This is a genomic window from Caballeronia grimmiae (assembly GCF_022879615.1).
Classification (GTDB): Bacteria; Pseudomonadota; Gammaproteobacteria; order Burkholderiales; family Burkholderiaceae; genus Caballeronia; species Caballeronia grimmiae.
In genome coordinates, this window is the sequence record NZ_CP084275.1 from 214715 (window position 1) to 239969 (window position 25255).

Sequence of the window (25255 nt, forward strand, 5' to 3'; positions counted from 1 at the left end):
CACCTTTTTCTTGAACTTTGAAGTCAATTGAACTTCGTTGACCATTTAGCGTTTAAAACTAAATCTGCTGACCGCCAATCCGTGCATACACATTCGGCTTCGTCGTTTTATAAAGCCGTGCAAGCAAAACGCCTGATACAAACGTAATCCAAACAAGCGCTTGCATCACCTCTGATAGAGTATCCGAGCCGCCAATAAGGAGAGAAAAATTCTTTACCGCGAGAACAAGGATGGCAGCGAGGCCAACCGATGCGATAGCAGGAGCAATCAACGTATGCCACAAGGTAGAATCTTGTACATGCGACGAGCGCCTGAAGAAGATCACGACAGCAACACTTGTTAGAGTCATCAAAATCATGATGGCAAAGGCGCCGACGCCCGCCACGCAGCCGTATGTTACGGCCGGATCTGCACCCGAAGCAGCAATTCCGATAAGCATAACCAGCCAGACCGCACTTACAACGATCGCCGCCACGAATGGCGACTGATGCTTGTTATGCACCTTACCGAGTACGGCGGGCAAAACCTTATCCGCGCCCAAGTTAAAAAGATACCGAGCAATGATATTTTGACCGGACAAGGCAGCAGCAAAAATCGAAGTGACGACCAACAAACGTGCAGCATCCGATGCGGCTTTGCTTACATAACGAGTCATCGCAGTCGCAAACATGCCCGCCGGGTCCTTGTTCGCAATATCCACTACATGATCTACTCCGAAAGCAGCGACAAGGGCCCACGCAGACATCGCATAGAAGACGCCAATAAGAATTACAGCGATATAAGATGCTAAAGGCACCGTCCTTTTTGCGTCTTTCACCTCGTCGCGGAAGACAGCGGTCGCCTCGAAACCGAGAAAACAAGCGACCGCAAACAGCATCGATACACCGATTGCCCCGGAAGAGGCAGCATGGAACGTCCAGGGTTCAAAAGGAACTCCCGCGCTACCGCCATGCGCGAACACTGCACCGTCAAAGAGAAGTACGACGATTACTTCAAGCGACATTGCAACGGTCAAAACTTTTGCGGAAAGATCAATTCGAAGATACGAAAGCACCGCGCACAGCCCCCAGCTAAGTAGTGCGTACCAATACCATGAAATGTTGGGTCCTCCGAGCGTATCCGCGACCAACATTTTTAGGTTAATTCCAAAAAATGGAAGGGCCGAGAAGCTAGCGAGAAAGTAACCGATGATCGCAAGGAACGCTGCGCCCAAGCCAATCGATTTACCGAGGCCAGCGGTGACATAAGCGTAAAAGGCACCGGGCTTTGCGACGTATCGCGTCATTGTCGTGAAGCCGACTGTGAAAAGCAGCAGAAGTACTGCGCACAAGGCGTAAACGGCGGGAGCGCCAATGCCGTCGAATACAATAACGAATGGCACATATCCGGACACAACTGCAACCGGCGCGCAGTATGCGAGAACTGTACATAGGAGTTCGAATAACCCGATTCTCCCTTTCAGACGATGCGCCTCCCCGTCTGAACTATCGAAATTGATAGTATTTGCTTCACCTAGCTCCGCACTGGAGGATCGGATGTCACTCATGTTCAATCCTTCGAAAAGATCACCACTTCCTTACGATTGAGGGGATAGCGTTCGACGTGTTCCGCTACCTAGCGATTTCACTTCAAATGAACGTTCATTAATGCGCAGCTTAGCGCAGGTTCACCTTGAGACAAAAACAAATATTTGGTGGGACTTTCCCTAGGGCTTCAGTGATGAGTGCCGGCGCGACGCGGGCTATGTCTCTGTGGGTGAGGTAGAAGAGGGAGTAGCGTACGCGGGCGCAAAGCCACGTGCTGAAGCTCACGCAACATGACGAAATGCAGCCGTCCGACATGCTCATGGACGAGATATCGCGCCCTCTCTAACGCCAGGGAAGCTTCGTGTTTTCGTGACTTCGCAGGGTCGGAGGCCGTGTTTAAGCACTCTGGGACAAGCGTAACAGCCGAACGAGCGCGTGCGTTGTGGAACGCTATCAGCTTTATCGAACCATTCGGGGGCCCGCCGGCGCCTGCGCTAATGTAGTAAGCGTTTTGCGCACATAACAACGCTCAAACTGCCGCCTTGCTCAAGAACGTGAACTTTTCGAGCCGAGGCACATGCTGGTCGCCCCACAGGAAGGTCACCGCGAGGACGGCGACGATACCACTGGCCGGCGCATTAACTCATCGCTTTGTGAGTCCGTACCTACCAAGCGGGTCGCGAAGACTTTTTTGAAACGACCAGTAGCGACGGCCTCGCAGCGCCCGTTTGCTTGTTCCGATGGCTGACAGGCCCGGGGCAACCAACGGCGGGCATTGGACTGTTTGGCCAACCTGCACTGAGTTTAGGCCAGATTTCGTGTTTTTGAACCGGTTCAAGTCGCTCGGTCAGACATCATGTCCAAACACATTTGCATGGGATCTGACAATGAGAACGAAAGCCGCTGTCGCGTGGAAAGCAGGCGCTCCGCTGACGATTGAAGAAGTTGAGCTCGAAGGCCCTCGCGCTGGTGAGGTGCTCGTTGAGGTGAAAGCCACCGGCATCTGCCACACCGACTACTACACTCTCTCGGGTGCCGACCCAGAGGGTATCTTCCCCGCGATTCTTGGTCACGAAGGTGCTGGCGTGGTTGTCGATGTCGGGCCGGGCGTTGGTACTCTCAGAAAGGACGACCACGTCATTCCTCTATACACGCCCGAATGCCGTCAGTGCAAGTTTTGTCTCTCGCGCAAGACCAATCTCTGCCAAGCGATTCGCACCACGCAAGGCAAGGGATTGATGCCAGATGCAACGTCGCGCTTTTCCATCGACGGAAAGCCCCTCTTCCATTACATGGGGACGTCAACGTTTTCGAACTACATCGTCGTACCGGAAATCGCGCTTGCCAAAGTGCGAGAAGATGCGCCGTTCGACAAGATTTGTTATATCGGCTGCGGCGTAACGACTGGCATCGGCGCGGTCTTGTTCTCGGCGAAGGTAGAGGCCGGAGCGAATGTTGTCGTGTTTGGACTTGGTGGCATTGGTCTGAATGTCATTCAGGGCGCAAAGATGGTCGGCGCCGACAAAATCATTGGCGTCGACATCAACCCGGGCCGCGTCGCACTCGCAAAGAAGTTCGGCATGACGCACTTCATCAACCCAAAGGAGGTGAAGAACGTCGTGGACCATATTGTCCAGCTTACCGACGGCGGCGCCGATTACTCGTTCGAGTGCGTGGGCAACACAGAGCTGATGCGCCAGGCTCTGGAATGCACGCACAAGGGATGGGGACAGTCGTTCATCATCGGTGTGGCCGCTGCCGGTCAGGAGGTCAGCACCCGCCCGTTCCAACTCGTGACAGGTCGCGAATGGAAGGGCTCCGCGTTCGGTGGTGCTCGGGGTCGCACCGATGTACCTAAAATCGTCGACTGGTACATGGAAAGAAAAATTAACATCGACGACCTTATCACGCACCACCTCAAGCTCGACGAGATTAATGAAGGCTTCGACCTCATGAAAAAGGGCGAATCCATCCGCAGCGTCGTCATCTATTAAGGATGCTCGCTGCGTCTCAATCGACGTGGCGACGTCTTTTCGTGCGGTTTCATCTCACCAGTATTACTGACTTCAAGGAATAACATGGCCGTCTACACTCACGTCACTGTTGGCACGAACGACTTGGACAAAGCACGCTCCTTCTACGACATCGTACTGGGCGAAATTGGCCTGAAACGCGTTGCCGACCTCGATAACAACGGCTCGATTTGGGGCGAGAGCGCACCGTCGTTTTTTGTTCTGAAGCCCGCGAACGGGCAGCCCGCAACTGTAGGCAATGGCGTAACCATTTCCTTCGAAGCACCCAATCGCGCGTCGGTTGACTCGTTCCACGAGCAGGCTTTGGCTCAGGGTGGCAAGTGCGAAGGTGCCGCTGGCCCGCGTGGCTGGGCGCCGAACGCGTACGCTGCATACGCTCGTGATCTCGATGGCAACAAGCTGGCCGTGTACTGCTTCACGCCGGAATAAACAAGCATGTCGTAGGCATACGCCTTCGCTGCCTTACCCCTCGGCGCTGCTTCCCGCAGTGGCGCCGAAGCGGTCACGATAGGCAATTGGCGTCACGCCAAGCACCGTTTGAAACGCCTTACGCATCGCGTCGTAGGTCTTAAATCCCGAACTTGCGGCTATCGTCTTCGCTGGTAGGTCGCCTGCCTCCAACATTCGCCTGGCCGCTTCGATTCGAGCATGTAACAGGAAGGCTGTTGGAGTCGTCCCCGTTGCCTTCTTAAAGCATCGATTGAAACTACGGACGCTCATTGCAACTTGAGAGGCCATCTCGGGAATCGCGAGATCCTTAGCCAAATTTCCAAGCATCCAGTTCTGCAGGTCACGAATGCTTACATTCTGAGTCGCATTGCAATCAAGATGTACACTAAACTGAGACTGGCCGCCTTCGCGTCGCAGGAACACGACCAGGTCTCGTGCGACATCTAGTGCGATGTCCGCACCAAAGTCCTGTTCTACGACCGCCAGAGCCAAGTCGAGCCCCGCTGTTACCCCTGCCGACGTCCAGACCTTGCCTTGCTGAATGAAGATACAGTCCGAATCCAGTTCCACGGCCGGATAGCTCAACTGCAGCATATCGGCGACTGCCCAATGTGTCGTGGCGCGTTTTCCGTTCAGCATCCCAGCTTGCGCGAGAAAGAAGGCGCCCGAGCACAGGGCGATGGTCCGTTGCAACTGCGACGTACACGCTCTGAACCATTCGACGATATCGGACGCGTTGTTCACGGCGCCTTCAATGTTCCAAGCTCCGACTATAATTGCAGTATGAGGGACGTTGAGAGATGAGAGCTTCTTTTCCGCAAACAGCGGAATCTCAGTTTCCGACAAGACCGGTCCGACGGACATCGAGGTCAATTTGACGTCGTACCCGCCCGGGCGACCGCGCTGTTTCAAATGAGCATTGGCATATTTGAAGACGCTGAGTGCGCCTACTGCTTCCAGCGCCTTAAACCCTGGATAAATGATGACGTCGACTGTGATGTTCATGTGCCGTTCCCGTTTTCTTCCGCAGGCCGCGTGGGGTTAGCCCCGCGCTGAAGCGTGGCCCCAGAACGCAACTCGATTTTAGTCTCTCGGCGCAAAGAGGCCTAGCCGACCAAACGGCTGTCGGAGTTCTCCGTCGGGCGCAAGCGACCGTGACTCGCTCTTACTGCAAGATTCATCCGCAGCTTTAGCCGCGTGATCCATACGTCAGTGTGACTATCCGTGACAGCAAGAGTTGGCGTGGCGTGTGGCATCAATGTGGCCAAACACCACTGCCAGAGCCGCATGGGTGGGGCTGGTTGCACCCTTGCAGCTTTCTCACTGAGGTACAGAATTGCTACTCGACGTTATGGAAATGGTGACGTCACTGGTTGGCCGTGTACATCTTTCTTCCTGGATTCGAAGACTTGCGCGCGCCCCTATTCATGCGACCATTTCATCCTCAGCGCTTGTAGCTGGCACTGGTGGAGAAGCCGCTTGAATGGAGCATCGCCATTGTACTTGCGATCAGAAGTCGCACTCCATAAGATCAAACGTTCCTTGCCTGCGGTAAGCCTGCACCCGCGAGGATCATGTTCGACGCTTTCGCAACACAAAACGCAGCTATTAGGATAACTCTTCTTATCTTAATGGCTCCATTTTTGCGCTAAACTCATGATGATGAAAACGCGTCACACCCTGCCGCTGCAATCCAGCGATGAAGTGCCCGGAGATTTTCCCGGTGCCGACGAGCTTGCCGCGCTGCGCGCCTGGTATGCCGGCCTGTCCACGCGGGAGGCTGTGCTTCGCTATCTACCATTAGCGCTCGGTGAAGGGAGATCGGCCCGTGGTGTGCTGGGCCAGATAAGGCGAAGACTCGTGGCCATCGCTGAGGCTGCGCAACGCGACGACCTTGTCGAACTGCTTGTTCATCCGGCGCATACTCGCGACCAACATGCTAAAGCCGTCGCGCTGGCGATTGAGGCGCTCCGAACAGCGCGCCCGCCCGAACCCGGAATCGCCGACGATGTTGCGCGATGGTTCGCGCCTCGAGTCGTGCGGGTACTTCGCGCTCACGGGATCGAGACACTCGCCGACCTGACTGTCCGAATCCCGCGCCGTCGTCAATGGTGGAAGGCAGTGTCTGGGTTGGGCGCAGCGAGCGCACATTCAATAGAGGCGTTCTTTGCTGCCTGGCCCGCTTTGACGGACAGAGCTCGTGCACTTATCGCAGCGAGCCAGCACAACGACATAGTGCCGTGGGAAGCCATCAGGCTGCCGCATGAGGTTGACGGCTCCGAAGGCAAGTTCCGGGCGCCACGCGCAACCTGCACGCTCGACGCGTCGAACGACTACGCAGCAGTCCAGACCTGGCTCGCCTTGCACGAGTCGCCGTCAACACAGCGGACCTACAGGAAGGAAGCCGAGCGACTTATCCTGTGGTCGATTGTCGAACGTGGCCGCGCGCTTTCGTCTCTCACGACCGAGGACGCGATCGCTTACCGCACGTTTCTACGGCACCCGACGCCGCGTGAGCGCTGGATCGGTCCGGTCCGTCCACGCAGCTCCCCTGACTGGCGACCGTTCAACGGTAATCTCTCCGCCCGCTCGGTCTCGCATGCACTGTCGATCGTGGGCGCGCTGTTTCGCTGGCTCGTCGAGCAGCGCTATGTCCTCGCCAATCCGTTTTCCGGGGTGAAAGCACGAGGTGGCGGCGCAGTGACGCTTGATGCTTCACGCGCCCTCACGGAAGGAGAATGGGCGCTCGTTCGAACCATCGCCGATGGGCTCGAATGGTCGAACGGCTGGACGGCACCCGCCGCGCAGCGTCTGCGCTTCCTGCTCGACTTCGGCTATTCGACTGGATTGCGCGCGAGCGAATTGGTTGGTTCGACGCTCGGCCAAATGGAAACGGACGCACGTGGCGATCATTGGCTCCGTGTAAGGGGCAAAGGAAATAAGCTGGCAAGGGTCGTCGTGCCCCCGCTAGCATGGGATGCTCTGGCTCGCTACTTGTCCGAACGAGGTCTTCCAGTCGTGCCCGTTCGCTGGCACCCGGAAACACCGATCATCGGGAGCCTGGAAGCAGACACTGGCTCAGCGATCAGTAGCGTTCGACTGTGGATGGTCATGCGCCGGTTCTTCCTGCTCGCCGCCCAAGCGATCGAGGCGGATCGCGCGCCACTCGCTGACAAACTGCGTCGAGCCAGCCCGCACTGGATGAGGCATACGCACGCCACACACGCATTAAGTCGCGGAGCGGAATTGACAGCCGTACGTGACAACCTCCGCCATGCGTCGGTATCGACGACTTCGATTTACCTTCACAGTGACGAGGTCAAGCGAGCGCGTCAAATGGCAGATGCTTTTACCGCACGCAAGTAATTGTTTTGGAAGTCGCTACATATTACGTATCGTTTGTTACGCCGATTCGAAGAGTTGTCACGCGGGCCTACTTGCCTCGCAGTTGAGCCATTTTTCTACGCGGAAAAACAAATGTCACCGTGAAACATTCTGTGCAAATCCGGCTTAGACGCCCGTGCATCAACATGTTTCAAGGAATCGACAGCGTACGCGCGATGTTTCACGAAATGCCACTGGAAGAACTGCGACGACGTAATTTTCGTTCACGAATGCGCCGTCGTCGGACCTAACCAACTTGTTCGGCAGCTCCCGTTTTGACTGGCCCCGTCTCGTGCAGCGCCATGTGCACAATGGCAAAAAAAGAAGATATCCCGGCCAACGGCAAAACGATATGGTCGTGATGGACAAGATTTGTTAGCAGCCGCTCTGAGAAAAAGGACGCCGCCAGGGCGAGAAGCGGAAACAGTCCCCCACCCGTGACGAAATCTGTCCCGGTAGTCATGGACCAGAACCCAGTGTCGGTTGCAGCCCTAAAACGCCGTCGCCTTCTCCGGGCGATGATAACGAAGGCAACGGCGACAATCAGCGATACCGTGTCGACGAAATCCGCATGAAAGATGATGCCTTCGATGAACTCGACCTGCTTGTCGCCGAGCAAGCCCATTTAATTTCCCCTCTGATACAGGAGGAGGAAGCCTACGGCGAAACAGATCCCCAGTATGCACCAGTAGGCGATCCGCACTTCGGCCCAAAATTCCTGCGGAATGTCTATATGCCTGAGAATCAGGTTCGTGATCAGCGCGCCGACTAGGGCAGCTCCGAATCCGTTCCGCAATCTCCGCACTATTTGCGCAGCCCCTGTTCCCGGCGGGGCCTTGATTGAGCCCGCCTGCGAGTCCGCAAAGATGTCCATTAAAAACTCCCCATTTTGGGACGATTTCTACTCACCTTAGTAAAAAAAATGAAGGACGCAAGCAGCGAAACCGTAGGTGTTTATGCCCTTGCCCAACGCGACGCCCAGAATACCCTACGGGACAGGATACGAACTCCGCGTCCTCTAAAGCTGATGGCTATACGGTAAAACGTCGCTTTTATGGCGAAAACTATATAGCGATCCCCGTTTTCCCTTGCTCCTCTACCGTCTAGCGCCTAGAATCTGCCGGAATTGATTTTTCACCCGGTTCGTGCTTATAGGGTTGCCCATGACGGTCACTGAACTCGAAGTAGATGCGTATACAGATTTTGCCAGTCTGTCTTTTCCTCCCCAGTTCGCGGCAGACGCGTTGCGGATTAGCCCGCAGACCCTCAAGATCATTGAACGCGACAACCAACTGAAGATCTCCCGGGTCTCACGCGGCTCAGTCGAGGTCCGCAGCTACTCCCTTGCAGATATCTTCCAGATCGCACGCATTCGTCGCGATAATAAAAGCACCAAGGCGTTCTCCCGGCCTATCACCGTCGCCAACTTCGTTCCGAAAGGCGGCACTGGCAAAACAACCACCACGTGCGACTTCGCGATCCAGTTCGCATACATGGGTCTGAAGGTGCTGGTGATCGATAACGACCAGCAAGCCGACGCGTCGACCATGCTCGGATACGATCCCGACTTGACGGCCGAGGAACTGATCGAATTGGGCGTGCCGGCGGATCGTGGTATCTCCGGACACATTGGCAACCTGATGCGCATCGGCAACTTTTATCAACCGATGACGTTGGACGAAGTGATCAAGAAGCCGTTCGGGGAGCTTGGCCCCCACCTGATTCCGGCCGAGGACTCGCTGGATGACATGGACGCTGCGCTACGCAGCGCCAACGGTTCGGACTTCCGCTACTCATTGTTCTTTGAACAGGCTCGCGCAGGGGAGATCCCCCACTGCGACCTTTCGGGGTATGACGTGATCATCATCGATAATGCGCCGGCCGGCTCTCTGCTCTCGCGCAATTCGATGGTCGCAGCGGACTTTCTGATTTGTCCCATCCGCATGGACAAATTTTCGTATCGCGCCCTTTCTCGTCTGGCCTACAAGCTGAACGAGTTCGCAAAAGACTTCAAGCGAGCGCCTGAAATTGTCGCTATCCCGACAATGTACGTAAAAAACCGTCCCCGAATCGAGCGCAATCTGTCGCAGCTCGTCGCATTGTTCCCGGGCAAAGTGACTGAGAGCCGGCTGTTCTATTCCGAGGACTATTCCAAGAGTCTCGATGAAGGAATTCCTTTGTCTATGTGGCGCCCAGGAACCGACAATTCTCTCGGTGCAATGCGCGACGTGTTTGATGAGTTTGTCGCGAGAATTCGCGCGTTTACGGAGGGCACGAAATGAAGCAGTCTCGAAGGCTAGGTTATGATCCGCAGCCAGGCAGCAACGGCGAAGATCAGCCTAAGCATATCCAGGGCGTCAGAGTAGCCGAACTCCCGCCCACGAACATTGATCGCTCAATGTCCGAGATCCTTCGGGAAAAGGGTATCGCGGTCGATGGCGCTGCCGGTGCTGCGACGCCCGCGCCCACGATGCCCTCCCCTGCCGTGAACGGCTCGGCGCTGGAACGTTCCGACGCTCCGCAGAGCGCGGCGCCCCACGCTACCTCCGTGTCCCCCGCTCGGCCCCAAGCGAAGGGAGTAGGCCGTGCGACCACACCTGACGTGGCTCCCAAGGCCTTAAATGCGGCGGTACTGCTGGCGCTGGAGATGATTGATCCGTCCCCATATCAGCCACGGATCATCTTCGATGAGGAGGCCCTCGCCTCTCTCGCAGATACGATCTCCGACTCCGGCTTAAACAATCCAGTCATCGTTCGCCTTAAATCTGACGGGCGATATGAATTGATCGCCGGTGAGCGCCGGCTGCTCGCCCATAAATTGTTGCGCCTTCCCACGATCGCCGCATTCGTGCGCGAGCTCAGTGATGCAGACGCCGCGATCATGGCCACAACGGATAACGACGCTCGCGAGGATCTGGCTGACTTTGAGCGAGGGCGCAGTTACAAGAGGCTGCTCGACGACAAGGTAGTCGAAAACCAGCGCGAACTCGCGCGACGCGTCGGACGAAGCATGGCCACCGTCAGCCGTTGCCTCGCTTACTTCAAGCTCCCGTCCGAAGTCGTTGAGATGCTCACGGTCAATCCTCTCTTGGTCGGTACGAAGGTCGTTGCCGATTTGGTATCGTTTGCCGAGCAGGGTTACCGGCCTCAGGTTATCGAGGCGGTGTCGAAGATCGAGAAGACCAAGCTGTCGCAAGAGAGCGCGCTCAATTGGCTCAAGACGGAGGTGCGGCGGATGAAGAATCCGAGCGTCGTGCTCGCGCCTCGCAGTCTGCATATCGGCGGCAAGTCGGTTGCCGAGGTCAAGGTGGACGGACGAAAGCTAATCCTTCAATGCCCTAAGGATGTGAACCCGGAGACGCTTCTGAAGGCCATCGAGAAGATGCTTACTGGCGCCGACTTGGTCGACCTGACGCCCACATCCGAGTAGCTCTCACTTTTCACCGTGAAAACCCGCCCGAGGCGGGTTTTTTTTCGGCGGTGACATGCTCCAGAGTTTTCACCGTGAAAAATGAAATCCAGCACTTCCGCAACGGCCGACGAGACGGCGCGCACGTTGCGCCGAAGTTTTCACCGTGAAAACGCGTTCGGCAGCGACCGCGAGCGCACGGCCGACAGATCGCTCACACACACGTAGGTCAAACGCGGTACGAGCTCGCTCGCAAGATCAAACCCGCCACGCGAGATGTTATTGCCCAGTCGCCGCCGCGAACCATAGCAGCTTCCTTCGGCGCATTCGTCGCGAATGCGCTGATATGGGATGCGACGACCAATGAGCACAACGCAATGAGCATTGCGCATTGCGCATTGCTCATTACCCATTGCTGATTGCTCATTGCCCGATCTGCCACGGCCGCCCAGATCGCTCGCCGACGCCATTGTCTGTCGTGAGCGAACGTTTTCACGGTGAAAAGCCGCCTGTCCAGAAAAGGTGCTCGCGAGCATTTTCACCGTGAAAACGCAATGTCCTGCGCCCGGCGTACGATCGGGTTCGTCGCACGCAGCGCAGACTAACACCGCATGGAGACGGATGTTCCGTTTTCACCGCGAAAATTGAAAAGATGCGGGACGACAGAGGAGTGTTTTCACCGTGAAAATATCGCCACGATCTCGTTCGCTAGCAAAAGTAGAGGGCACCACCTCCGTTGAAATCAAGTTTTCACGGTGAAAAACCTTCTTTACCTTGTCACCACGGTCGGTATGCTGGCGCCGATTTGCGTATCTGCAAGAATGTGAAAACTCCAGATGGTCGGGCAGACTCGATATATAGATACTGACACCATATTGCTACGTGTTATGTATTGGTATATAACCGCGCTGTGCCTGAATACACTCTGCTGTGTTCCATATCCGGACACCAAGGCAACCCGCAAGTTTGTCTCGGCACTCACCAACCTTTCTGGAGATTCAACCATGTCGGTCGCAATCGTAATCAAGTCGGGAGAAGGTGCTCTTTTTCCGAATCACGATAAGAGCAAGCCCAACGACCCGATTCTCACGGGCTTCCTGAAGATCCCGCTCGACGAGAACAAGAAGAATGTCCTCACTCTCGATGTCGCGGTGTGGACGAAGAACAACGGCAAAGACTACTACTCACTTTCCGTCGGCGGCATTCCTGCCACGATGTTCAAGGAGGAGAAGAAGAAGGACGCCGATTCACCCGACTACGCTGGCAGCTTCGGGCTTGGCCGCGAGATGCGCATATCTGGCTGGCGCAAGCAAAAAGACGGTCGCCCGTACATCAGCATCGCGCTCGTCGAGAAGACCGGCACCCGCGCGGGTCAGGAACAGGCAGCACCTGAGCAGGTACCGACTCCTCCTCAGGAGAACGGGCAGCGTCAACCCGAGCAGGCCGACCAGTCCGAAGGTGTTCCCGGCTTCGACTTCATTTAACCCCCTAAAACACCCCATCGACTTTCGTCGTGGGGTGTTTTTTTGCCCTCTATTCCCGCAATTGCGTCGCAGGACCGCTTCGTATAATTACGTGTGGAGAAATCCAACCAATCGCGAAATTTTGAAGGCTGGGAAGACTCTGGCTGGGAAACGGGAAGTGGAAGACGGCAAAGTACGTAAAAAGGTGCGTGGGAAGAAGCCCAAGCGGATGATCATTGCCGTTGGGTTAATGTCTAGTCTTATCCTGACATCCATCGCAGGCTACGAGGTTTGCGATCGGCGGAACGACGCATACCGCGAAGCTCGATCCGACATTTCTGTCTATTCGGCAACCCTTTCACGACAGGCTGCGGATATCGTACGAAGCCAGCGCGTCGTGATTAACGAAGTAGGGCGCACCCTTCTGCGCAGCGAAGACGCTCATCAAGCACAGGATGAGACTGTGCAACGAGTGCGCGCGATCGCCCTACAGTCGTCAGTAGACAATCTCTTCCTCTACGATGCTGCCAGCAACTTCCTCTTTGACGCGTCCGAAAAGCCCTTGGACTCGCCGCCATATGCCCCGGCACTGGCGTCACTCGTGTCGGAGGGTTTGGTGTTTGAAGGGCCAACGCCAGCTTCTCCAGGACATGTCTCCGCCTCACAGGCCCTCCTGAATCGCTCAGGACGATCTCGCTGGATAGCAACGAGCTGGATTGACTTTTCGCCTTTTGAAAAGACGGTGAGCGCGGTCATCAACGACAAAGGTGTCAAGGTTGCTCTTATCACGGCTGCCGGTCGGCCTTTGATTGCTTCTTCAACCGACGGGATCGACCTGCTAGCCTTCGGTCAGGAGGCTGTCGATGCATGGGGGCGAGGCGTTTCGGACGAGCCTGCCACCGCTATATTCGCCAATGCTCCAGTGCAAAAGATCGTCCGGCAAGTGGGCGGAGCCCCGCTACTACTACATGTCTCTATCGATGATTCTGTTGTCGATGCCCGCTGGATCAGGACGGCGTTCTACATCGCCGGGTTGACTGCGGCCGGTCTGATATTGATCTGGATTCTTGTGTTCTTTGTCCTTCGTCAGGTAGACCGTCTGATTGATCTCGCCAACCGGGCAGAGAAGGGCGAAGCCACGTTTATCGAGATTCTTTCGAAGTTGGGGGATGGGGTGATCTCCACCGACCTCAACGGCCGGATTCGATTCGCAAACCATCGCGCTCTCTCCCTGCTAGGTGACACGACCGGGCTTGGACTAAGCGGGAAGCAGCTTCAATCGCTTTTGCCTCCAGTGGCACGCGATATGTTTGCAGCCTTGGTCTCGAAACAGACAACTGTTTGTCCCGCTGGAATGCATTGGGATGGCCGTCTCTTGGCTGATACCGGCAGAATGGTCGATTCTGAGATCAAGGCGTTCCTCACAGGACGCGTCCAAAAGGACGGTGTCGTAGTGACCATCCACGACGCAACCGAACAGAAGGTTCATGAGGCCCGCCTGATCGACGCCGCGACGGTTGATCCTGTCACCCACCTGTCTAACGTCGTCACCTTCAGCGGTCGCCTCGCAGAATTGTTTAATTCGGCAAAGGATACCGATGCATGTCATGCGGTCCTCGCGGTGCATGTCGATCTCGCCGCCGGTTTGCCGCTCTCGGAAAGCGTTCAGTCTCTCGCCGCCGACCGCCTGCTAACAATCACTCGCGACTCAGATTCGTTGGCATCCGACGGATTGGGACGCTTCTTTATCCTGTTGCGAAACATCGTCGAACCTGTGGATATGGCGCGCGTTGCTCAGAGAATTATCGCTGCCTATGAAGCGCCACTACACTTGGGCAATAGCAAAGTGCAAGTTGCTAGTCGAGTTGGCATTGCACTTTTCCCGTTTGACGGAACCACTGACGATACTTTACTGGCTTCTGCGAATGCCGCCGCGTCTTCTACCGACGTGAGGCCGTATAGATTTGCCAACGACGCGGTCCGCCGTCAACTCGTTCGGTTCCAGAGCCAGGCAGATACGGTCAGTGAAGCAATCAAGAACGGCCATGTCTACGCATTGTACGATCCGCTTATTGAGCTCGAGACGGGCAACGTGATCGGCGCACTCGTTTCTCCGCACATTCGGATGGCGGAGCGCAACGCGCCCCTGGACCGATTCCTCTCAATCATCGAAGAGGCCAACCTCTGCCGATTGGCCGATACGAGCGTCCTCACGGCGGTACAGCAAGACATCGCGACGATCGCTTCGGGGCGAGGTGTGCCACAACTGCTCATCCCGGTACAGCAAGACTGTTTTCTCTCGGGCGAGCTCGTCCATATGTTTTCGTCAATGAATTGGAGCGCTTCACCGACCGCTCGCGTCGGTATCTTCGTCTCAGAATTGTTCCCAAAGAAGAAACTTGACCACGCTCGAGCAACCATTCGCCAACTTCAGAAGGCAGGCTTCACCACCTACCTCGGTGATTTCGGGGTCGGGCTCGCATCTCTGACCGAACTGTTATCGCTTGGCCTCGATGGCGTCATCGTGGACCATTCCATCATCAATGCGGCAGTTGAACAGGACGACGCGTTTGCATTCATGACGGCTCTCACTGCCGCCGCGGCCGCAGGCGAAATATGTGTGATAGCCACCGGAGTCGAAAGTGACGAGACAGCTTCGATGCTGTCGAATATGGGTGTCAACCACGCGACCGGTCCGCTGTTTGGCCGCGCGCTTACAGCAAACGCACTTGCCGACACACAGCCCGTTGGACTCCCCTGAAATTGCGTGTTTTTATACATAACACGTATAATTAATTTTCTTGTTTTCGGATTCGGCCTTCACCGCACGACCAGTTCTGAAGGCCAGTGGAGTGAATACGGCTATGGTTCGCTGGGGCGGTAAAGGATCGAAGAACACGCGAGGGGTCTTCCTGCCTCTCGTGTACGTGGGAGCGGCGATTGCTGCGCTGGTCTTCAGCTTTGTCATCTACGAGATCTATGACGCACGCGCGGACACACAAGATGAAGTTCAGCGCGACCTGAAGGTTTTGTCGTCGGCCGCTGCCTCGCAGTTGAAGGACTACATGGACTCGGTCTCCGACGTGTTGTCGGCCGCGGGAATCTCGGCGCGTCCTGGTCTTCGCGCACCGCAGTCCGGCCCAGACGCTGCCCAGACCCTGGCCGCCGTTCAGAGTACTCAGATCGGCACCCCTGTGTCCTCTTTAGTCGTCGTCGACACTGCCGGGGCGCCGGTCCTCCATACCGGACCCGACCCGGTCCCGTGGTCATTCACCATCGGCAAAATCGCGATCGGTGCTGCTCGTACCGCTCACACCGATCGAATCATTTTGTTGGGACCAGTTCGCTCCGACGTGGATGGTTCTATCGGGGTGTATGCAACCAAGCGCGTCCTTGACGGCTCCGGACAATTGATTGGCGCCGTTATAACACCCCTGACCGTATCGAACGTTGCGTTCGTCGGAAAAGAAGCGATCCGCAAGACGGGCGTGTTCGTCTCCGTCATGTCTCTTGAGGGCAAGCTCATTGCTCGCTTCCCCGACCCCGGCTCGATGAAGAATCTCAAAAGCTACGGTGGCGACGCCGTACACAGAGAAATCTCCACACACGTGTCCGGCTTCGTGACCGCGACCAGCTCCATTGACGGCGTGAAGCGCTTGATGGCCTACGAGCGGGTCGCCGGCTACCCCCTTGCGATTATCACCGGCATGAACGAGCAAGAGATACGAGCTCGCTGGCAGGCAGATGCAGTCCGGTTTATCCTTATTGCCTATCTGTCACTCGCCGTTGTGGTCTTACTCCTCGTCATCATCCACCGTCAACTCAGGCAACTTTCTCGACGCACGGCCGCTGTCGAAGAAAGTGAGCAACGGTTTGATCGCGTGCTTCAGGAGCTAACCGACGCTGTATATGTACGCGACCGAGACGGACAAATCGTAGTAGCGAACAGGAAATTCGGCCTGCTGTTTGGTGCGGGGGACACACGTTCGCTGATTGGCAAAAACGTCGTTGATCTGCTTGCCCACACGACGAAGCAGATGGTCACGGAAGTTAACAACCGCGTGTTGAATTCCCACGGTGCCCCGTTGTCGCTAGAAATAGAAACAGCAACACACGACTCCGTGCTTCCGATTGAGTACACCTTCAGCGCGGTGGACATTTCCGGCCAATCCCACGTCCTGTGCCAGATGCGAGACGTAACGACCCGTCGACAATACGAGGCCCGACTTGTTAAGCAGGCCACCTTTGATGAAATAACAGGACTTCCGAACCGCAGGCTGTACATTGACCGTCTTTCGAATGCCCTCCACCGTTCAAAGCGAGACGGGACGAGGTGCGCGGTCATGTTTATCGATCTCGACCATTTCAAGCGTGTAAACGACACCCTCGGGCATCCATTCGGCGACCAACTGCTGATCGCCGCGGCACAGAGGCTCTCTGGCCTGTTGCGTCCTGGACACACGGTTGCTAGATTTGGCGGTGACGAATTCGTGCTCCTGATGTCCGACTTCACTGACCCGATGGAGTGCCGGATTGTCGCCGAAAGCATCGTCGAAGCATTTGCAGCACCCTTTGAGGTGGCCGCCCGGTCTATCTCCGTAGGCGCGTCGGTAGGGGTCTCGGTCTTCCCTGGTGACGGCACCGAACCGGACATACTTCTCCAGCACGCTGATACTGCGATGTATGAAGCGAAATCAGCTGGTCGGAGCGCGTTTTGTTTTTTCGATCACGACATGAACGCGCGGGTGCACGACATGCTCCGCATCGACGCGCGGATTCGATCCGCACTCGCACGTAATGAGATCAGCGTCCTCTATCAACCGATCATCGATCCTGTCACGCATGAAATCGTCAAAGCCGAAGCGCTTGCAAGGTGGCATTCGCAAGATCTCGGCCACGTCCCGCCGGACAAGTTCATCCCGGTCGCGGAAGAGAACGGGTCGATCGCACAAATCGGAGACTGGGTTCTGCAAGAGGCATGCATGAATGCCGCAAAGTGGTCGCGGGAGTTAACCAGCCCTATCACTGTGAGCGTGAACGTAAGCGCCAAGCAGTTCGATGATCCAACTTTCGTCGATTCCGTGTTCGCCGCCCTCGAGACATCGAAACTGCCCGCTCATCTGCTTGAACTCGAGATCACCGAGCGAGTCCTAATTTCAGACGACGAAACCGCGCTTGAGACTATTAGCGCACTCCGAGAAATTGGCGTTGGCCTCTCGCTCGACGATTTCGGCACCGGTTACTCGTCGCTCAGCTACCTTACGAAATTTCCGTTAAACACAATCAAGATCGATCGCGCGTTTGTACGAGATCTCGAGCATGATGAGCAGACGCAGAATCTCACCCGCGCCATCATCGCGATGGCAAAGAGTCTGGACCTGAAACTCATCGCGGAAGGGGTTGAAACGCAAGAGCAGGCAGACAAGCTTGTTCTCTACGGCTGCGAGTATCTGCAAGGCTTCTACTTCGGTCGTCCGATGACCTCAGGCGAACTCATCGAGCTCAGTAGCAAAAACTGATTGATTGACGCATTTCCTCTTCGCGACGATGGCGTAAGCAGATGTGCCATCTTTAGTACGTCCTGACCAGATTGGGCCGACAGAAAAGCTTCGATGACGGGCGTTCCCCCTGTTTGCAAGGCCGCGCCTGCGAATTGTGCCATGGTTAGTCAGGCCGACCTCGGCAGACACCCAAAACAAGAACTCAAATGTGCCACGGTTAGAGTGGCAGGCTGGCCGCCTCGCTGTCTCGCACCAGCAAATGTGCCACGTTTGGTGCTCCGAACTCGAAGCGCGTGAATGCCGAGCCGGCAAATGTGCCACGTTTAGTAGGCGGACCGTTTCGGGCCCGCACCGAGGCTCTCACACACCCGAAGCAAGCCCTTGTTTCTATTGGGATTAGACGAAATGTGCCATCGTTAGTACGTTCTGTACGATTTGCTCCAAGGGCCGCGCGCAGACGGGAAAACGACAAAAAACATCCCGCGGGGGCGCCCGGCAGCGTTTGAAGGAACGCTGTGCAGGCCGAAATGTGCCATGGTTAGTAGCCGTGGTCCTGTTGACGCCAAGGCTTCAAGGGGAAGTCGACAGGACTGAAAGGCGGAAATGTGCCACGTTTAGATTGCCTCAGCCCACCGCCTAGTTGCGTTTGCAAGCAGAGTCTGGCTATCTGTCATTAAGTTTTCACCGTGAAACAACGGGTAGAACGCATATCTCTTGCGCGGTCGGTCATTCTCGTTTTCACGGTGAAAAAACTAAATCCGTTTGTATTGTTTGTCCGTGTTACCGGAATCTAGCGGCGACTAGGATCGCGCGAATTGTGCCACGGCTAGTCGGTTTTCGGGACTAGCGGCCCTCCCGACGACAGCCAACACCCCAGTGAGTCGCGAAATGTGCCGTCTTTAGTGGGGGGGCATTGCACGACCACGGGCTGACACGCCCCACACAGCGACCAAATGTGCCGTGATTAGTCGCGGCGGCCCAACAGGGGGAAAGTGCCATGCTTAGTGTCTGTACGACCTGGAGAAGCCCGCTGCCACGGTGAAATCGCCGGTTTTCAGCGAATCAGCGGAGTCTGGGACAGGTATCGGTGCCTTCTATAGTGCCAAATGTGCCGCGCTTAGTATGCATGTCGCTACTTGTCCACAACACTGCGGTCCCAACAAAGCCTTACCAGATAAGGCTCCGAAGTAAATGTGCCATGTTTAGTTGCGGCCAACTCTAACGTTGGCACATCTACCTAAACGTGGCACCACGGCTTACTAAGCGCGGCACAGATCTCTACACACGGCACCCTAGATCACTAATCATGGCACGTTCACGACTAACTTCGGCACATCACCACCTGGGCATGGCACCGAGGATGGTCCTATCTATTTGATTTTGCGTAACAATTTCGGTGCGTAATGTTTACTTCAATGTTTTTTCAAAAATATACACAACAAGTTGTTGTACTTTGAAAAAGCCGAACCTTCCAACCGCCCCCTCGCGTTCAGCCTTAGAAATACACCATCGACTAAACGTGGCACATTTCGCACGAAGCTTGGAACCGAGTTTACGTTGACACTTCCCTCGGTTAACCGTAATGTGCCGCAAGCACAGATACGTGGCACATTTCGATGACAGCACAAACTGACCTCGCACTCAGCGAATCGCCCGAGGCGACCGACCTTGACGGGGAGAGCACCTCGCAAGTGAAAACTCGCCGGCAACGTCGCAAGCGTGCTGTCGTGGGTCGGACAGAGAGTTCGCGATCGAAGATGGTGGTCGTGAGGGACGAAGAAGCTGAAACTCGGGTGGAACTGCGTAAGGCGCCGGAGACGATCATCATCCGCAACATGTCGTCCAATGGCGAGATCACATATCTCCAACGCAAAGCATACAACGCGATGGTCCACATCGCGCAGAAGAACAGGAAAGGCGACGAAGTCACCTTCGAGGTATCGGTCGCTGAGTTCGCATCCCTGTGCGGGCAGAACACTCCCAACAGCAGGGACTACCTCAAGCAGATGGCGCGTGAAGTCGCCTCGATCCGTGCAGAGTTTGACTTCAGGGGCGACTCCAAGAGCGGTCGCAGCGGATGGGGCGTCGCAAACATGATTGCCGAGGTCTATATCTCTGACGACGGCCAGTCTATAAAGTTTTCGTTTCCCTCAGAGCTCGCCAAACGTGTCCTCGATCCGGAGATCTACAACCGGATCGACATGAGGATGCAGAATGTCTTCACAAGTCACTCCGCGCTTACCCTGTGGGAGATAACTACGCGATACTGGGGGTCCCCCAACCGCAGGACGTTCCGTGAACATTGGACAACGTGGAGCGTCATTCTCTCCGGGCAGAAGGAGCCGCATGCGCAGTTCCGCGACTTTAACAAGATGCTGGTTCGCGCACTTGACCAAGTCAATGCACATGAATCTCGATTCAAGGTAATTCCGCATCTGTCGAAACAAGGCCGGAAGATGGACGAACTCTGGTTCGTTCTCGAGGACCAAGAACAGCCGCAGTTGCCACTGGATTCTCTACCGGCTATGGTCAGTGAGGAACTGATTAAGCGTCTACGCGCGTTTGGCCTCCAGGACGATGAGGTCTCATCAGTTGCCCTAAGCTATGACGAGGAGTATCTGCTCGCTCAGGCCGACTACACTGACAAACGACTTAAAAAAAAGGACGATCCTGTCACGAGCCCCAAAGCGTTCTTCATGAGCGCCGTTGAAGGCAACTATGCGAAGTCACCGCGCCGTACTGCGCAACCGGCAACGCAGGCTCTTCCTCGGCCACTGGAGAAGCTGCCGGCGAAGCACGATGCAAAACAGGCGTTGAGCACCGTCAAAGATGCATGGAAAAAGGCGAAGCTAGAGGAGATCCGCGCCACGTTTGTCGTGCAGACCGACGAGAAGCAGGCCGAGATCGTCGCCGGTGTTGAAGACGACCTACGGAAGATCGCCATTGCGTGGAAGCAATACAGCAGCAAGGGGATCACCAAACTGGTCGAGACGACCGTCATAGACCTGATCTTCAAGAAAAACGTACCGGAGCCGAGCGCGGAAGAACTGCTCCAGTTTGCGCTTGAGACGGGCAGCCTTACCGCAGGTGCCGCCGCATCCACCTGATCGGTGGATCAGTTCGCGTAGGCTTGCTCACGCGCAGGCCTACGATTTCCCTCCGCGTTGCCGGCAGTGCCTCGTTGGCCCCCCAGATGCAGCTCGCCCTGTTTCTTGACGATCATAAGGAGAGCTTCTGAACTCAGGAACGGATCGTTCTTCAGCATCTGGCGCATGATCAGGGTGCAGATTGAATACGCATCACCGGCCATGATCGGGACGCCGCGAACGTTTTTCCCCTTGCAGTTCACCGACAAGTACAGCTTGCCTGCCTGATTCTCGAGTGCGAACCACTTCTCGTTGTTGGCGCCGTGCCCCTTACCTTCAAACAGGGGTAACCACTGCATCATCGTGGCGAGGACCAACGGAAGCTCCCGGCTCGATAGCTGAATCGATACCTTGTCCTTCCAGTCATATTGACGTTGACCTTTGGATTCCGCCGCCTCGATTCGGACGGTAGCCGTTCCTGATCGCGTGGTGTCCGCCGAGAAGCATGCCGCGGCCTTGCCACCGTAGATATGCTGACTCAGGTAGTCCTTCTCTTGCTGCTGCGGCACGTCTTCGCCTGGGGGCGCAGGGGAATCGTCTCGATCATCCGGCTGCCGCTGGCCGCGGGTCGCCTCGGGGGGCTGTTGGCGCTGTTGTGGCGGCGGGGGAGGACGATTTTGGCCGCTTTGATTGCTGCTGGGTCTAGACGATTGCTGCGTTTGCTGGCGTCGATCTGGTGCGGGCGCGGACGCGCTCCCATCTTGGGCGGCGGGCGTTCGAGGTCCGTGTCGCTGCTGGCGCTCGTGCGCTTGCCCATTTCCCTGACGCTGATTTGGGGATTGTTGCGGCCGGCTCGTGCCGTTGCTTTCCTCCGCCTCCTGCTGAAGAAATTTCGCCATCGTGAGGCGGACGTATCTCGAATCGTCCCCGTCCTCGCCAGCCTCATCCCATTGCTTAAGACGACGGGCGAACTGGGGCCCCTCCCGTTTCCCAATCTCCACAAGTACCTTGAGTGACGGAATCATCATGTTCCGTCTCTGGAGACGCTCTTTCAGGGTGGGCGTGACCGTAAAGAAGATTCCCCGGAGGTAGTGCAGGGCACGTTCATTGTCACGATCGCATTCCGGCACCGCCTTCGTGATGTAGTCGCCTTCGAGATCGTAGACGCCCATCAGCGTATTGCGGTCGGGTGGAGGGATCTTCAACCTGCGAAGATCAGCGGCAAACGCCTCGGTGTTCAGGGACATCCCAGTCTCCATCGTCGGATTTGCAAGAAACGCTAGAATTGAGAGGGCATGCTGGCGTTGCCAGCGGTGCTAGCATTTTGATTGATGGTAGCAAACTGCCAGTATCTTATCAATACGTGTTATGGACGCGATCGACATGACGGACGACAAACCGAACAAGGTGCCGGGTGGATTCCGGTTCAAGCAGAGTACGCTGGCGGATCTGCTGAAACTCGCTGCCTTAGAGACGGTAGCGCGAGGGGAGAAGGTTCACCAACAGACGTTGGTCGAGGAGGCCGTTGATCTCTACGTTCGGAGGCTCAAGGAGAAGCACGGGTTGGAGCGAGGGGAGAGCCGCTGAGGCTGGTTTGTTCTCCCCGAGGCTGGGTTTACCAGATCTCCACGTCCAGAGCTGCGTTAAGCTCTTTCTCAAAGTCGATCAGTTCCTCATGCAGAAGAAAGTCTTGACGTTGTAGAAGCCCAAGGGAGCCCATCACGATAGGGGTCCCCATTTCCATTGCTTCAGCGATTAGACGCACTTCTTTCAAATCGCCGAGGCCTGGCGTGGTCACGCGATTTTTCCATGACAGTAGTTTGCGATAGCTGACATCGACCTTTGTACATGCTTCAGCCAAAGTCTTTGACCAGGTCGCTGCAACGAATTCTTCGACAATGAATTCAGGCGAGCCGAATATGTTTGCTTGAACGACCGAGCGAAGGTAACTGGCTGCCTCGTTCGCTTTCCCTTCTATCTGTGATTTGTCTACTACGAATACGCTGGATGACGATATGAGCCGGTAGTCATGCCATTTGAAAACATCGGCGAGCAGAAAAACACGGAACCCCGAGCAATCAAGAAATTTCGAGATTGCGTTGATTCGCTTCCGAGTCAGGATTTCGTACAGATCATGAGGTTTCTCACGCGTTGGCTCCCCAAAGCAACTCATGAGGAGGTCTGCACTAAGTTCGCACGCAGAAGCCGCGACTTCGAATTCGATGTCGAGCGTCTGAGACTGATCGATTATTGCCTGATACAGGCGAAGTCCTGTTTGCACTGGCAATACCTTTACCCCGAAATCACGATCGAATCGACCGACTTGGCTATCATTTCCCCGCGGCCTTCCACCCATTCCCCAGTCAGCCCAAGCTCGTTGATCATTTTCTTATCAAGCGAAGACATTAAACTCCGTGTTCCAAGACCGGAGATTCTGGTCCAAGCATAAGCCGCAGACACGAATATTATTTTACAAAGCAGACTGCCGTGCATTGATTTTGAATAATACAGGATAGCCTCGCATATGCTCTTCGGAAATCGCCAGCGGGCAAGCAACTCGGCCGAAACCTCATTATGGGTAAATCCTAACACCTCGCGTTCCACCTCAAGTCGGCTCGCCAGATCCAACGGGCTTACAGATTCTCCGATAATCTGCGCCTCGTCGGGCATTTGAAGATGTATGAGAAGCACGCCCAAACCCAGCATCAAACCGGCGGTGAAGGCTTCCTCCACATCGACCGTCCCGTTGAGCCTTGCTAGTTCAAGGGCCATGTACGCGCTTGTAAGGCCGTGGCGCCAATATTGGCCCATTTCCATGCCTTTCACGCGGGGGAAGGCGGCCATGACACCTGTAGTGATAACAGTGGTACGGAGCGTGTGGAGCCCCACAATCTTGATGGCCCGCTCGACGCTCGAGATACGACCCCGTTCCCCATAGAAGCTGGAATTTGCCACCCTGATGACCTTCGCCGACAGGGCCTGATCTTGACGAACCTTTTCGATCACATCCGTGAGTTCGACATTGTCATCTCGGGTCATCTCCACGAGCTCAAGCACCACCTGAGGAATGGTGGGCAGTTTGACAATTTGTTCAAAGACCTTGTCCAAGGCGTTCATATCACGGCTCCAGGTAATGCTCCGGCGATCCAACCCTGCCGGCAAAGCGACGGCGAGTGCGTTAGACGTGATTTTATCTCTACGCGTTAAGATCGGGCCGACAGCGCGGCAACTGCCCGTTGCATCTCCCCAAATCCGAGGTGATCGGTGCTGCGCTCGAACGGCGAGATGAACTCCCCGACGTTCTTGAGAATCGAGCTGAAGGAGAAATGCTCGGCCCAGTCGGTGAACACGATATGGTCCACAGGCTCGCGCGAGACGACAATCTCGGACTCGGTGAGTTTGGGCGCCGCAGCCAGATCCATCAGCTTCATGTTGCGGGCAAAAATCGCGCGGCCTTCAACGGATGCCAGCGAGTTGAGCGTCTTTTTCTTGAGATCAACTTTGCCAGCCTCTGCGTGTGCGTAGAATGCTTCCATTGAACCACCGAATTGCGCAAAGACCTTCAAGGCAGTGGTGATGCCGATTCGCGGTACGCCAGCGATTGTGTCAGACGTATCACCCGCAAGCGCCTTAGCCTCTATATAGGCGCGAGGGTCGCTGGTTCCTACGTGCGCTTCCATATCGCTCGCAGTGGCGATGAACTTGTCTGTCTTCGGATCAAGCCAGCTCAGCCCCTCCTGATAGCCTTGCAGCCACTCTGTGTCGCTGGTCACAAACAAAACTTTGTGACCCATCGAAATCAGGATCAGGGCGAGTTGGTACCCGACGTCATCGGCTTCGGCGCACGGCGCCACGATCTGGGTCAAGCCCAGTTTCTCGGCCATGATGCGCAAGTATGGCTGCTGTTTTTCGTACGCGGCACGAGCGGCACGGGACGACTCGCTCTTTAGACGGTTGCTCTTATAGTCAGCGCAAAGGTCGAATCGCCACTGCGCCCGGCCATCCCAAAGGACGATGGGAAAGAAATCTGGATATTCTCGGATGCGCCTCGAGATCGACCGCAGAGTTCCGCTAATGGCTTGGACCTGCATCCCTTGTGAGGTCAGAGTGTGGCTGTACTGATTCGCGTATCCGACAGAGTTACCGTCGATCAGCATGAAATGAAGGGGTATCATTTGCCCTCCACACCGAGCTTCTGGTTGAGCAACAGACGTACGGCCTCGATTCGTTGCGTGCAGATTGCATAGTTGGCGACAGCCGAATCGACCATTGGAACCAAGGCGTCAATGTCCGGTTCCTGCTGTGACCGCATGGTTTCGGCCGTTTGCTTCAGTTTTGCGTATGCTTCCTTGAACGATGTGGCTTCGGGAGTTCCGGAGTGGGTGGTTGGAGTAGTCATCGGA

At 55.9% G+C, this 25255-nt stretch carries 18 protein-coding genes; 10 read left to right on the forward strand and 8 right to left on the reverse strand.

Annotation, left to right across the window (positions count from 1 at the left end; genetic code table 11):
- Nucleotides 1-58: 58 nt before the first annotated feature.
- Nucleotides 59-1546, reverse strand: coding sequence for an APC family permease (locus tag LDZ21_RS27290; RefSeq protein WP_244797324.1), 1488 nt, complete (start codon nt 1544-1546; stop codon nt 59-61).
- A gap of 867 nt (nt 1547-2413) precedes the next feature.
- Here LDZ21_RS27290 and LDZ21_RS27295 point away from each other — a divergent pair.
- Nucleotides 2414-3520: an S-(hydroxymethyl)glutathione dehydrogenase/class III alcohol dehydrogenase gene (locus LDZ21_RS27295; RefSeq protein ID WP_244797325.1), complete on the forward strand. Its 1107-nt coding sequence runs from the start codon at nt 2414-2416 to the stop codon at nt 3518-3520.
- 84 nt (nt 3521-3604) lie between these two features.
- On the forward strand, nt 3605-3988 hold the full coding sequence (locus tag LDZ21_RS27300) for a VOC family protein (protein ID WP_244797326.1): 384 nt from the start codon (nt 3605-3607) through the stop codon (nt 3986-3988).
- A 33-nt stretch (nt 3989-4021) separates the two neighbouring features.
- Here the strand turns inward: LDZ21_RS27300 and LDZ21_RS27305 are convergent, their stop codons facing one another.
- Complete coding sequence (locus LDZ21_RS27305; RefSeq protein WP_244797327.1) at nt 4022-5014, reverse strand: GlxA family transcriptional regulator; 993 nt, start codon at nt 5012-5014, stop codon at nt 4022-4024.
- 657 nt (nt 5015-5671) lie between these two features.
- Here LDZ21_RS27305 and LDZ21_RS27310 point away from each other — a divergent pair.
- Nucleotides 5672-7375, forward strand: a complete 1704-nt coding sequence (locus tag LDZ21_RS27310) for a site-specific integrase (RefSeq protein WP_244797701.1) — start codon at nt 5672-5674, stop codon at nt 7373-7375.
- A 265-nt stretch (nt 7376-7640) separates the two neighbouring features.
- On the opposite strand, the gene LDZ21_RS27315 is transcribed toward LDZ21_RS27310, so the two are convergent.
- Nucleotides 7641-8018, reverse strand: coding sequence for a hypothetical protein (locus LDZ21_RS27315; RefSeq protein ID WP_244797328.1), 378 nt, complete (start codon nt 8016-8018; stop codon nt 7641-7643).
- Nucleotides 8019-8556: 538 nt separating this feature from the next.
- Here LDZ21_RS27315 and LDZ21_RS27320 point away from each other — a divergent pair.
- The 6 genes from LDZ21_RS27320 to LDZ21_RS27345 all read left to right on the forward strand — a co-directional run bounded on the left by LDZ21_RS27320 (nt 8557) and on the right by LDZ21_RS27345 (nt 20873).
- Complete coding sequence (locus LDZ21_RS27320) at nt 8557-9675, forward strand: ParA family protein (protein ID WP_244797329.1); 1119 nt, start codon at nt 8557-8559, stop codon at nt 9673-9675.
- Nucleotides 9672-10823, forward strand: a complete 1152-nt coding sequence (locus LDZ21_RS27325) for a ParB/RepB/Spo0J family partition protein (RefSeq protein WP_244797330.1) — start codon at nt 9672-9674, stop codon at nt 10821-10823. Before LDZ21_RS27320 ends, LDZ21_RS27325 begins: the two co-directional genes overlap by 4 nt.
- 983 nt (nt 10824-11806) lie before the next feature.
- Complete coding sequence (locus LDZ21_RS27330; protein WP_244797331.1) at nt 11807-12286, forward strand: hypothetical protein; 480 nt, start codon at nt 11807-11809, stop codon at nt 12284-12286.
- Nucleotides 12287-12443: 157 nt separating this feature from the next.
- Nucleotides 12444-15026 carry an EAL domain-containing protein gene (locus LDZ21_RS27335; RefSeq protein WP_244797332.1) on the forward strand — a complete coding sequence of 861 codons (2583 nt, stop codon included), beginning with the start codon at nt 12444-12446 and terminating at the stop codon, nt 15024-15026.
- A gap of 103 nt (nt 15027-15129) precedes the next feature.
- Entirely contained in the window at nt 15130-17784 is a 2655-nt protein-coding gene (locus LDZ21_RS27340) for a bifunctional diguanylate cyclase/phosphodiesterase (protein WP_244797333.1), read from the forward strand.
- A 1598-nt stretch (nt 17785-19382) separates the two neighbouring features.
- Nucleotides 19383-20873: a RepB family plasmid replication initiator protein gene (locus LDZ21_RS27345; protein WP_244797335.1), complete on the forward strand. Its 1491-nt coding sequence runs from the start codon at nt 19383-19385 to the stop codon at nt 20871-20873.
- An 8-nt stretch (nt 20874-20881) separates the two neighbouring features.
- Here the strand turns inward: LDZ21_RS27345 and LDZ21_RS27350 are convergent, their stop codons facing one another.
- Nucleotides 20882-22099, reverse strand: a complete 1218-nt coding sequence (locus LDZ21_RS27350) for a hypothetical protein (protein ID WP_244797336.1) — start codon at nt 22097-22099, stop codon at nt 20882-20884.
- A gap of 121 nt (nt 22100-22220) precedes the next feature.
- Between LDZ21_RS27350 and LDZ21_RS27355 the strand changes: the two genes are divergently transcribed.
- Nucleotides 22221-22439: a hypothetical protein gene (locus LDZ21_RS27355; protein WP_244797338.1), complete on the forward strand. Its 219-nt coding sequence runs from the start codon at nt 22221-22223 to the stop codon at nt 22437-22439.
- A 28-nt stretch (nt 22440-22467) separates the two neighbouring features.
- On the opposite strand, the gene LDZ21_RS27360 is transcribed toward LDZ21_RS27355, so the two are convergent.
- The 4 genes from LDZ21_RS27360 to xseB form a co-directional block, all read right to left on the reverse strand.
- A complete protein-coding gene (locus tag LDZ21_RS27360) occupies nt 22468-23133 on the reverse strand; it encodes an XRE family transcriptional regulator (RefSeq protein WP_244797339.1) in 666 nt (221 codons plus the stop codon).
- Between the two features lie 11 nt (nt 23134-23144).
- Nucleotides 23145-23969, reverse strand: coding sequence for an HDOD domain-containing protein (locus LDZ21_RS27365; protein WP_244797341.1), 825 nt, complete (start codon nt 23967-23969; stop codon nt 23145-23147).
- Nucleotides 23970-24055: 86 nt separating this feature from the next.
- Nucleotides 24056-25027 (reverse strand): 5'-3' exonuclease family protein, encoded by a 972-nt coding sequence (locus tag LDZ21_RS27370; protein WP_244797342.1) that lies wholly within the window; start codon nt 25025-25027, stop codon nt 24056-24058.
- Nucleotides 25024-25251: an exodeoxyribonuclease VII small subunit gene (xseB, locus tag LDZ21_RS27375; protein WP_244797344.1), complete on the reverse strand. Its 228-nt coding sequence runs from the start codon at nt 25249-25251 to the stop codon at nt 25024-25026. The genes LDZ21_RS27370 and xseB overlap by 4 nt, the downstream gene beginning before the upstream one ends.
- Nucleotides 25252-25255 lie beyond the last annotated feature (4 nt).